8 protein-coding genes are annotated in these 10,829 nt (G+C 56.2%); 5 read left to right on the forward strand and 3 right to left on the reverse strand.

Features of this window, described 5'->3' with window-relative positions:
- Window positions 1-14: 14 nt before the first annotated feature.
- The 3 genes from ACN0TS_RS13835 to ACN0TS_RS13845 all read right to left on the reverse strand — a co-directional run bounded on the left by ACN0TS_RS13835 (window position 15) and on the right by ACN0TS_RS13845 (window position 4,061).
- Window positions 15-1,541, reverse strand: coding sequence for an ABC transporter substrate-binding protein (locus ACN0TS_RS13835; protein ID WP_417259952.1), 1,527 nt, complete (start codon window positions 1,539-1,541; stop codon window positions 15-17).
- Between the two features lie 409 nt (window positions 1,542-1,950).
- Complete coding sequence (locus ACN0TS_RS13840) at window positions 1,951-3,411, reverse strand: aminotransferase class V-fold PLP-dependent enzyme (protein WP_417259953.1); 1,461 nt, start codon at window positions 3,409-3,411, stop codon at window positions 1,951-1,953.
- A 179-nt stretch (window positions 3,412-3,590) separates the two neighbouring features.
- Entirely contained in the window at window positions 3,591-4,061 is a 471-nt protein-coding gene (locus ACN0TS_RS13845) for an Lrp/AsnC family transcriptional regulator (RefSeq protein WP_417259954.1), read from the reverse strand.
- Window positions 4,062-4,670: 609 nt separating this feature from the next.
- Here ACN0TS_RS13845 and ACN0TS_RS13850 point away from each other — a divergent pair.
- The 5 genes from ACN0TS_RS13850 (at window position 4,671) to ACN0TS_RS13870 (ending at window position 10,829) form a co-directional block, all read left to right on the forward strand.
- Complete coding sequence (locus tag ACN0TS_RS13850) at window positions 4,671-5,255, forward strand: ANTAR domain-containing response regulator (protein WP_417259955.1); 585 nt, start codon at window positions 4,671-4,673, stop codon at window positions 5,253-5,255.
- Complete coding sequence (locus ACN0TS_RS13855; protein WP_417259956.1) at window positions 5,252-6,388, forward strand: CmpA/NrtA family ABC transporter substrate-binding protein; 1,137 nt, start codon at window positions 5,252-5,254, stop codon at window positions 6,386-6,388. The genes ACN0TS_RS13850 and ACN0TS_RS13855 overlap by 4 nt, the downstream gene beginning before the upstream one ends.
- A gap of 256 nt (window positions 6,389-6,644) precedes the next feature.
- Window positions 6,645-8,015, forward strand: coding sequence for a CmpA/NrtA family ABC transporter substrate-binding protein (locus ACN0TS_RS13860; RefSeq protein ID WP_417259957.1), 1,371 nt, complete (start codon window positions 6,645-6,647; stop codon window positions 8,013-8,015).
- Between the two features lie 76 nt (window positions 8,016-8,091).
- The gene (locus ACN0TS_RS13865; RefSeq protein WP_417259958.1) at window positions 8,092-9,165 is read left to right on the forward strand and encodes an ABC transporter permease; all 1,074 of its coding nucleotides are present in this window, start codon (window positions 8,092-8,094) and stop codon (window positions 9,163-9,165) included.
- A 5-nt stretch (window positions 9,166-9,170) separates the two neighbouring features.
- Window positions 9,171-10,829: an ABC transporter ATP-binding protein gene (locus ACN0TS_RS13870; protein WP_417259959.1), complete on the forward strand. Its 1,659-nt coding sequence runs from the start codon at window positions 9,171-9,173 to the stop codon at window positions 10,827-10,829.

The raw sequence follows: 10,829 nt of genomic DNA on the forward strand, positions 1-10,829 counted from the left end.
CATGACAACCGACCTTAGTCGGCTTTCTTGATGTCGGAGACGAAGAACTGTGCGTTCAGCCCGTTCAGGGGATAGCCCGTCACGTTCGACTTGGACACGACGATCTGCGGGTAGAGGTAGAGCCACATGCTTGCAGCATCCTCGGCGATGATTTTGTTCGCCTCGGTCAGCATCGCGGTTTGCTCCTCAATCGAACTCGCACGTTCGGAGCCTGCGATCAGGTCTACAACCTCGGGGTTGTTGTAGCCCCAGTAGAAGTTGGGGTTGCCGTAGAAAACGATGTCGCGGTGGTTCACGTGTTCCTGCAAGGTCGCGTCAAAATCCTGAGACTTGTAGATTTTCGTGTACCACTCGTTGGCCGTGATGATGTTGATCTTCACGTCGACGCCGATCTTGGCCAGCTCGTTTTGAACGAATTGCGCAACCACGGGGTGGGGGTCGTAATCGGGCGTGTCGAGGGTGAAGGAGAACCCGTCGGGATATCCGGCATTCGCCAGCATTTCCTTTGCACTTTCAGGATCGTAGGCGTTCACATCCGTCAGATCGACATACCATGGGTCGGTGGGCGGAACGAAGGAGCCGATCAGGGTGCCGTAGTCGCCCCAGATCGCTTTCAGTAGCTTCTCATTGTCCACAGCACGCGCCAGAGCGGCACGCACTTCGACCTTGTTGAAGGGTTCGATGCGGTCGTTATAGGCCAACAGTTCCTTGGTCGTGGAGGCGCCTTCGGACACGGTAAAGTCGGGGTTGTCGGTGAACAGCGACAGGGCGTCGGGGCTTTGAACCGAAGTGATGATGTCGACAGCGCCAGTCAGAAGCGCGTTGTTCTGTGCGGTTGCGTCGGTGAAATACTGGAACATTACGCCGCCATTGCTGGGCGCCTCGTCCCAATAGTCCTCAAAGGGAACCATCGCGAGTGCGGAGCCGCGACGCCATTCCTGCAAGGTATAGGGGCCGGTGCCATCTTCGCTCGCCGTGATGTCGCCCGCTTCGTCGTTGACGATCCAGACATAGGAGAGGTTGTAGGGCAGGGAGATCGACGGCGTTGAGAGCGTGATCACAACCGTTTTGTCGTCGGGGGTCTCAATGCTTTCGATGTTGGCGAGCGTCCGCTTGCGCGAGCTGGCAGAGTCTTCAGCCGTAACACGCTCGATCGAGGTTTTGACATCAGCGGCCGTGAGCGGATCGCCCGAGTGGAAGGTCACACCATCCTTGAGCGTGAAGGTGTAGGTCAGTTTGTCGTCGCTGATCTCGTAGCCTTCGACGAGTTTCGGCTCGACGTCACCTGCATCGGTGAGCACGAACAGCCCTTCATAGACGTTGCCGTTGAAGGCTTCGTTGATGCCCTGACCAGCACCTGCGGTGTTGTCGAGGTTTTGAGGCTCGTAGAGCGAGCCGATATTGATGACCGCGTTCGGGTTGTAATCCTGCGCCAGAGCGGCAGAGGCCGAGAAGGTGAGAGCCGATGTAATGGTCAGCGCGGCAATGGCGGCACGCGAGCGCGAGGCGCGGCGGGGAAGAGTGCTGGTTTTGGAGTGCATGGGGGTCCCTATTCGTTTTTGTTGTTGATCCTGCCAATACGAAACAAGCGGGCAGCAATGGTGCAAACGCGTTTATCAAATCACGAGGTTAGTGTGAAAACAATGTGAGTAACAGCTGATAACCGTAGAGATTTTGGGTCAATCGCTCGCTAATTGGTTACTTTTCCGTGATTTTCTTTGCGACTGAGTTTGATGGTTCAAGCACAATGACATTAGGGCCGCAAGGGCGTGCCATTGTAATCGGGAATGTGACGTAGAAATCGTTGTAAAACAGGAATAGCCATTCGTTCTTTCCTCCATTGTCGGGGCGGATTTTCTGCCACTGTGCCGCCTTATCCTTTGTTTTGTCGCGGGGCAGGGCGGCTGTGTGCGAGAGGCAGGCCCGCCCCGTGCTGACACGAGAGTCGTGCTACACGACTTTATGTGAGAATCGCGCGGTGGCGGGGTCCACGTTGTAGTGACAGGCTGTGGGTTGCGGGTTTCTAGCCAACGCATCGACCGCGTGAATGATTTTTTCCACCTTTGCGTCGTCCATCAGCACGGAGAAGCCGAGGCGCGTCCAGCCCGGTTTTTCGATCTCGTGCCCGTTGCGGATCGCCGTGCGCATCCGCTCGGACTCCGATTGAGAGATTTCGAGCAGGCGGTGGCCGTAGGGGCCTGCGCAGGCGCATCCGCCGCGCGCCTGAATGCCGTAGTAGTCCGACAGCATCCGCGTGAACAATTGCTGGTGGACGGGTCGCCCCTGAGGATCGGTCACGAGGAAGGAGAAGATCGGTAGGACATGCGTGGCTTTGGGATTGCCCAAAATGCGCAGCCCCGGTGTTTCCTCCCATGTGCCTAGGGCCAGACGGCGCATGGATTGAAGGCGGTTGTGCATCCGCTCCTGTCCAATAGCTTCTTTCACCAGAAGGCAAAGCGCTGCGCGGATGTCGCCGACGACATTGGGCGTCCCCGCTTCCTCACGCGCCTCGACATTGCCCGAATAATCATGCCCCCAAGGCGAGACGAAGCTCACGGTCCCGCCACCCGGAGCCGTCGGGCGCGTCATCGCCACGGCTTCGCGCCGCACGAGCAAAAGCCCCGAAGCCCCAGGTCCGCCGATGAACTTGTGCGGCGAGACGACGATGGCGTCAATTTCTGCATCGGGCGCTGGGGTCATGTTGATCGGCAGGTAGGGGCCGCCCCCCGCATAGTCCCAGACACTGCGTGCGCCATAGGCATTGAGCAGCTTTGTTACCGCCACCACATCGCTCACAATGCCCGTCACATTCGAGGCCGCAGAGAAGGCGCCGACGACCAAGCGCCCTTTGGCAGCCTCAAGCATCCGTTCCAGTTCCGACAGATCGGGACCACCTGTCGCGGCCTCGGGCACTTCGACCACCTCGGCACCGGATTCGCGCCACGGCAGGATGTTGGAATGGTGTTCGTAGGGGCCGATGAGCACCAACGGGTTCTTGCCCGCCTGTGCGGCATCGCTCACACCGAGAAGTCGCGTCAGGCGGTTCAGGCCCGCCGTTGCTCCGGACCCCGTGAAAATCGCGGCATGTCGCGCGTCTCCGCCACAGATACGCAGTACCTCCCGACGTGCGGCGTTGCGTAATCGGGTTATGGTCTGGCCGCAAAAGGAGGCTTCGGTGTGGCTGTTGGCGTAATAGGGCAAGACCTCATTGGCGATGAAATCCTCGACCTGACGCAGGGCGCGTCCCGAGGCGACGTAGTCCGCGTAGATCATTTTATTCGGGCCGTTCGGACCGGGAACATCGGCATTCTCTCCGATCAGCCCTGCACGCAGGTGGTCAATCGGATCATCCTGACCCAACAGTGCGCGAAAATGGTCGAAAGCTGAAAGGTCGGGCAGGTGCTGATTCATCGTGATCTCCGGTAGGGTGTGGAGATAAATTAACTCGCCTGTGTTGCGATATTCTCCCAATCTCCTCCGAAATTGAGGAAGATATTGGGTCATATGACACATTGAAACGTCGAATTATGAGGTTTTTTAATTTGGTCTGACCGCAACGCGCGCGTATCTATCCATGCAAGGCCCCGTGGTCAGTAGATTTTTAACGGGCGCTGCTCGGCGATGGCTTCCATCGAGAAATATGAGGTCACGGAATCCAGTTCGACCGAGGCAATGAGGCGCTGATACACGGCGTCATAGGTGGTCATATTCTCGGTGATGACCTTGATCATGTAATCGTAATCGCCACCGATGCGAAAGAAATCGACGACATCGGGGATATTCAACACCGCCGCGCGGAAGGCCTTGAGCCATTCGGCCGAGTGGTGACGTGTCTTGACCATCATGAAAACGACAAGGCCGAGATCAAGCTTTTCGCGGTCCAGAAGGACAGTTGAGCCTTTGATAACGCCACTCTCGTTGAGCTTTTGCAGCCGCCGCCAACAGGCGTTTTGGGACAGGTTGACCTTCTCCGCGAGTTGCCGCTGCGAAAGCGAGCTGTCTTCCTGAAGGGCGGCGATAATCTTTTTGTCTCTCAGATCCATCTTTTTACCTTCTGTCATTCATATGCTCCGCTTACACGCAAAAATCGCGCAAAAACCCGGATTGTGAAACACAAAACTTGGAAAAGCGGTGTTGATTGCCATTCCACTGTAATCGGTTTGCTGTATCGCCAGATCTAGATGAGCCACAATCGCCTTTAAAATGGTGTGGTATGAAGATTGGTGTTTTTGATTTTTCTTTTTTTAAATTATTTATAATCGATACTTTACTTAAATATTTTGGTGACTGAGCTTCTGCCATTCCCGAACGAAAATGGGCCCCATTTGGGACAGGTGTTCCCTGAAGCTGATTTAGGGGTGCAGGATCGTTTGGCGGTTCTGGAGTTGTCGCATTTGTGTCCCGATCTCTTTCGAGCAGTGTTTGTTATGAAGGAGATAGAGACTGGTAAAGAGAGGCGCGGAGGAGTTCCGGCGTTTTGCCGTGTTCGTTTCCTTCAATGGTTGGGGCTAAATTCTATCCTGCTTTCCAGTTACCCGGGATCACATCTGCGCAGAAAAGATGGGCAGCTGTGCACTATGTGCTCAATTTGGTTGCAGGTTGCATAGGGAGGAGGCTCAAGCTGTGTTCCGGGAATTGACATTCCTTGGAGCGGCGCAAATGACGAGCCTATGAACCGTGACTTGCGCATCCTTGTTGTAGAGCCTGACCCCGAGCGCGTGCTGGGCATCATCAACGCTTTGACGGATGCGGGGTGGTCGGATGTGAAAGCCCTGGCTCAGATTTCAGGGCTGGATCGCATGGTAAAGGAGTTTATGCCGGACATTGTTCTGATTGATCTTGCCAACCCCGATCGAGACACGCTGGAACATATCTCTTTTGCGACAGAAACCACCAAGCGAGCTGTGGCGTTGTTTGTGGATCAGACCGATGAAAACCTGACGCAGGCGGCGTTGAACGCAGGCGTCAGTGCCTATGTCGTTAACGGCCTCAAGATGGAGCGGATCAAGGCGGTTCTTGAGACGGCAATTGCGCGTTTTAAAATCGTGAAGCAGATGCAATCGGAACTGGACGCGGCGAAACAGGCGCTAGAGGACCGCAAAACAATAGATCGCGCAAAGGGTATCCTAATGCGCCAACGCAATATATCCGAGGACGATGCCTATACGCTGCTGCGCAAGACGGCGATGGGGCAAAATCGCAAGGTTATTGACGTGGCTCATGCACTGGTCACTGCGGCGGACCTTTTGTCATGAGCGATATTGTCCTGAATTGCGGCTACGTTCCGCTGGTCGATTGCGCGCCCTTGGTGATTGCCAAAGACCTCGGATTTGCTGCCGAAGAGGGGCTTGCTCTCAATCTTGTGGCGCAGCCGTCATGGTCGGCGCTGCGCGATATGCTCGCTTTGGGCCATCTGGATGCGGCGCATATGCTGTCTCCTATGCCTGTTGCCATGTCGATCGGGCTGGGTGGATTGCCGGCGCGGATCGATACGCTGATGGTTTTGTCCGTGAATGGTACAGTTTTCGGGGTTTCAAATGCTGTAGCAGCCGAGTTGGGCGATCTGCCATTTGGTGATGCGCAGACATTGTTGGCGGCGCTTGCTGCGCGCCGGTCCGGCCCATTGCGCATTGGCGTTCCTTTTCATTATTCCATGCACCGCTTGCTGCTGAATTATTGGATATCGAGCGCCAAGGGCCTCGATGTCGAGGAAATCACCGTGCCGCCACCGCGCATGGCTGATGCGGTTGCTGACGGGTTCGTAGATGCGTTTTGGGTCGGAGAGCCTTGGGGCAGTGTGGCGGTTCAGCAAAACGTCGGCCAGTTGATGATGACGGGCAACGATGTTTGGCAATTCGCACCCGAAAAGGTGCTGGCCGTGCGGCATGATTGGGCCGAGACCAAAGATGATGCGGCGCGCAGGCTGATGCGGGCGATTTTTCGCGCCTCGGCATGGCTTGATGCGCTCAAAAACCGGACGCTTGCCGTTGAGATCCTTGCGCGTAGCGAGCATTTGAGCATGTCGCCCGATCTTATTGATCCCGCCTTGTCAGGTCAGATCACGCCCCGTCCGAACCATGCGCCCGAACAAGTGGCGCGTTTTGTGCAGTTCCACAAACATGCCGCATCTTTTCCGTGGCGCAGTCAGGCGGCATGGATCGCTCAACAACTGGGCGCAGACGCCTCAGGTATTCACAAGGCGAAGGCTTGCTTTCGTTCTGATTTGTACCGCCAGAACCTCAGTGGTATCGGGGCCGACTTGCCGGGAGCCTCCGAGAAAGTGGAAGGCGCGTTGCAGGCCGATACCGAAGTGGCCTCAAGCGAGGGCCATGTGATTCTTGCACAAGATGCTTTCTTTAACGGCAAAACCTTCGAATTTCCCGACTAAAAGCGATGAAATTTTACGCGCCTTCTGCATTGCAGCAAGAAAGAGCGCGGCAATGCAGCACTTCCATTGCAAAGGGCGCGGTGGTCTCGCCATCATGACAGCAAGGGGCAACGACGCCCATTAAAACGCGCAGGCCGATGTAGGTCGCGCAACATTCAAGAGCAAAGCCGCTCGTAGGGACCACGGACCTCCTCCCCGTGATCTTTACGTGCGGCTTTTTTGTTTTTGCCCTTCGTGGCCGTGAAAGGAACGGAATATGAAGAATACTCTCGCAATGCTATTGGCCTCTACTGGCCTATTGGCAACTTCGGCAACCGCCCAGTCCCTTGATCTGGAAAAAGAAGACCTGACTATTGGCTTTATCAAGCTGACGGATATGGCACCTTTAGCCGTGGCATATGAAATGGGCTTTTTCGAGGATGAGGGGCTTTTCGTGACGCTTGAGGCGCAGGCCAACTGGAAGGTCTTGCTCGATGGCGTCATTAGCGGCGAGCTTGACGGTGCGCATATGCTGGCAGGTCAGCCTCTGGCCGCGACAATCGGTTATGGCACAAAAGCCCATATCGTCACGCCCTTCTCTATGGACCTGAACGGCAATGCCATCACTGTTTCCAATGAGATCTGGGAAGAGATGAAACCAAACGTTCCGATGATGGAGGACGGGCGTCCTCAGCATCCGATCAGCGCCAGCGCGCTGGCCCCAGTGGTTGAGGACTATCTTGACCGTGGAGAGCCATTCAATATGGGCATGGTCTTTCCAGTCTCCACGCATAACTACGAAATCCGCTACTGGCTGGCCGCAGGTGGGTTGGAGCCGGGCTACTACAGCGCGCAAGACATCTCGGGCCAGATCGGTGCGGATGTACTCTTGTCGGTGACGCCACCGCCCCAGATGCCCGCAACAATGGAGGCCGGCACAATCTTTGGCTATGCCGTGGGCGAGCCGTGGAACCAACAGGCGGTGTTTAAGGACATCGGCGTTCCCGTCATCACCGATTATGACATGTGGAAAAACAACCCCGAGAAAGTCTTTGGCATCACTGCCGAATTCGCAGAGGAAAATCCCAACACAACATTGGCCCTCACCAAAGCCTTGATCCGCGCGGCTATCTGGCTGGACGAAAATGACAACGCCAACCGCCCTGAAGCGGTCGAGATTCTGTCGCGCTCGGAATATGTCGGTGCGGATTATGAGGTCATCGCCAACTCGATGACGGGGTTCTTTGAATTCGAGAAGGGGGATGTGCGCCCCGCGCCGGACTTCAACGTCTTCTTCCGTTACAACGCGACCTATCCCTTCTACTCCGATGCGATCTGGTATCTCACGCAGATGCGCCGCTGGGGGCAGATCACCGAAACCATGTCGGACGAGTGGTATTTCGAAACAGCCGCAGATGTCTATCGCCCCGACATCTACCTTGAGGCTGCACGCCTACTGGTTGATGAGGGCTTGGCGGATAAGGCAGGCTTCCCGTGGGAGAGCGATGGCTTCAAAGCCGCGACCCCAGCAGCGGATATCATCGATGGCATTCCCTTCGATGGACGCACGCCCAACGCCTACATCGATAGCCTGCCGATTGGCCTGAAGTCAGGACAGACCGTCATCGACGGCGAAATCCAAGGCTAAGCACTCCCCGCCCGCAAAAACATGCAGCGGGCGGCTCATTTCCCTTCTTTTCAAAAGCAGCAGTTGGACCCCCGATATGACCGCGATTGACCCCATCACACTTGACACAGAGGCCCGCCGCCAACGCCGGTTTGCCCGCATCAATAAGGCCGACGCATGGTTTCGCGTCTTCGGGCTGGCCTGGATGACGCCAATTCTCAAAGCTGCGGCAGGTGACAATCCGCGCGCGCAGGCAGGGGACATCTGGCGTCTTCTGGGTGTGCCGCTATTGGCTATTGCTTTGTTTATTGGTCTGTGGGCCTCGTTGGCGCCGAAGGTGCAGACCTCTCTTGGTGCGGTCCCCGGGCCGGCGCAGGTCTGGAAGCAGGTTGGCGAATTGCGTGCGGATGCTGTGCGCGAAGGGGAGCGCGAAATGGCGTTTTATGAGCGCCAGAGCGAGCGCAACGCCGAGCACATCGCCAATGGCGAGCCCGACAAGGTCCGTGACCGCGTCTACACTGGCAAGCCGACCTATTACGATCAGATTTGGACATCGATCAAAACCGTCTTTTTCGGGTTTCTGATCGCCTCCATCGTGGCCATTCCTCTCGGCATCGCCGCAGGTCTTTCTGTCACGGCCAATGCTGCCCTGAATCCGCTGATCCAGATTTTCAAACCCGTCTCGCCGCTGGCGTGGTTGCCGATTGTCACAATGATCGTTTCGGCCACCTATACCAACAGCGATGGGATGTTCTCAAAATCCTTCCTGATTTCGGCCATCACGGTGACGCTCTGCTCGCTTTGGCCCACGCTGATCAATACTGCCCTTGGCGTGGCCAGTATCGACAAAGACCTCGTCAGCGTCAGCCGCGTGTTGAAAATGAACACCTATACCAAGATCACCAAACTGGTGCTGCCTTCTGCCTTGCCGCTCATTTTCACCGGTTTGCGCCTGTCTCTTGGTGTTGGCTGGATGGTACTGATTGCCGCAGAAATGCTGGCCCAGAACCCCGGTCTTGGCAAATTCGTCTGGGATGAATTCCAGAACGGCAGCTCGCAATCGCTCGCACGCATCATGGTCGCGGTGTTCACCATCGGCATCATCGGCTTCCTTCTGGATCGCGTGATGTTTGCGCTCCAGTCCATGTTCACCTTTTCAAACAACCGGTGACCGATATGGGAATTCTTCAATTCAAAAACGTCTCGAAAAACTATGGCGAAACTTCGGTTCTCAAAGACATCACTCTTGATGTTGCTGAGGGTGAGTTCGTTGTCATCCTCGGCTTTTCGGGGACGGGAAAAACCACGCTGATCAATTTGATGGCGGGTCTGGAGCAGCCGACCTCGGGCGCTGTGACCTTTAAAGGCACGCCCGTGACCGAGCCGGGCCGTGAACGCGGTGTGATCTTTCAGAGTTATTCGCTGATGCCGTGGCTGACGGTGCAAGGCAATGTCGCACTTGCTGTCGACACAATGTTTCCCGAGCTCTCTAAAGTGGAGCGGGCTGCGAAGGTGGCTCATTACGTTGAAATGGTCGGCCTATCCCATGCCGCCACGCGCCGCCCTGCGGAGCTTTCTGGCGGGATGCGTCAACGGGTTAATGTGGCGCGTGCCTTGGCGATGGACCCTGAAATGCTGCTGCTTGATGAGCCGCTTTCGGCGCTCGATGCTTTGACCCGCGCCAATCTGGCAGATGAAATCGAGGCAATCTGGGACGAAGACAAAAAGACCTGTGTGCTGATCACCAATGATGTGGATGAGGCAATTATTCTTGCCGATCGCATTATTGCGCTTAATCCGGATGGTACGCTTGGCGATGAATTCAAGGTCGATATTGCGCGCCCGCGCGACCGTGTGGCCATGAACAACAATCCCGCATTCAAGTCCCTGCGTGCGCAGGTCACAACCTATCTGATGGATGTGGGTATTGCCGCCAATGTCGAAAAGTCGCGCCTATTGCCCAATGTGACGCCGATCCATTCCGTGCCTGCTGCGGTTGCCAAGGCGCAAGAGGGCGCGATTGAAGAGAAATTCCTGAATTTCTCGCAGCTCGATAAAGTCTATCCGACGCCGAAGGGGCCGCTGACCGTCGTCGAAAACTTCGATTTGAAAGTGAACAAAGGCGAATTTATCTCGCTCATCGGGCATTCCGGTTGCGGCAAATCCACCGTGCTGACGATGGCTGCGGGGCTGAACCCGATTTCCAAAGGCGCCATCCGTTTGGATGGTTGGAACGTCGAGGGCGCAGATCCCGAACGCGCCGTTGTCTTTCAATCTCCCAACTTGTTTCCGTGGCTTTCGGCCAAAGAGAATGTCGCAATCGGGGTGGACAAGGTTTACCCCAAAGCCTCTCAGGCCGAACGGCAGGATGTGGTAGAATACTATCTCGAACGGGTCGGGTTGGCCGATAGTATGGATAAGAATGCCGCCAGCCTGTCCAACGGGATGAAGCAACGCGTGGGCATTGCCCGCGCCTTTGCCCTCTCGCCCAAATTGCTGCTTTTGGATGAGCCTTTCGGGATGCTCGACAGCCTGACGCGCTGGGAGTTGCAGGACGTTCTGATGGAGGTCTGGTCGCGCACCAAGGTGACGGCGATTTGCGTCACCCATGACGTCGATGAGGCGATCCTGCTCGCGGATCGCGTGGTGATGATGACAAACGGACCACAGGCCACCATCGGCAAGATCACAGATGTGAAATTACCGCGCCCACGCACCCGCAAGGCGCTGCTCGAACACCCCGACTATTACACCTACCGCCAAGAGGTGCTCGATTTCCTTGAGGAATACGAGCACGGCGCGAAACCGAAACCCAAAGCAATGGCTGCGGAGTGA

It is taken from the genome of Celeribacter sp. (assembly GCF_048266405.1).
In the GTDB taxonomy this organism is placed as follows: domain Bacteria; phylum Pseudomonadota; class Alphaproteobacteria; order Rhodobacterales; family Rhodobacteraceae; genus Celeribacter.

Bases quoted from the DNA above. Each gene is read 5' to 3' on its own strand.
- ACN0TS_RS13835 (WP_417259952.1), bottom strand. From the start codon at position 1,541: ATGCACTCCAAAACCAGCACTCTTCCCCGCCGCGCCTCGCGCTCGCGT.
- ACN0TS_RS13840 (WP_417259953.1), bottom strand. From the start codon at position 3,411: ATGAATCAGCACCTGCCCGACCTTTCAGCTTTCGACCATTTTCGCGCA.
- ACN0TS_RS13845 (WP_417259954.1), bottom strand. From the start codon at position 4,061: ATGACAGAAGGTAAAAAGATGGATCTGAGAGACAAAAAGATTATCGCC.
- ACN0TS_RS13850 (WP_417259955.1), top strand. From the start codon at position 4,671: ATGAACCGTGACTTGCGCATCCTTGTTGTAGAGCCTGACCCCGAGCGC.
- ACN0TS_RS13855 (WP_417259956.1), top strand. From the start codon at position 5,252: ATGAGCGATATTGTCCTGAATTGCGGCTACGTTCCGCTGGTCGATTGC.
- ACN0TS_RS13860 (WP_417259957.1), top strand. From the start codon at position 6,645: ATGAAGAATACTCTCGCAATGCTATTGGCCTCTACTGGCCTATTGGCA.
- ACN0TS_RS13865 (WP_417259958.1), top strand. From the start codon at position 8,092: ATGACCGCGATTGACCCCATCACACTTGACACAGAGGCCCGCCGCCAA.
- ACN0TS_RS13870 (WP_417259959.1), top strand. From the start codon at position 9,171: ATGGGAATTCTTCAATTCAAAAACGTCTCGAAAAACTATGGCGAAACT.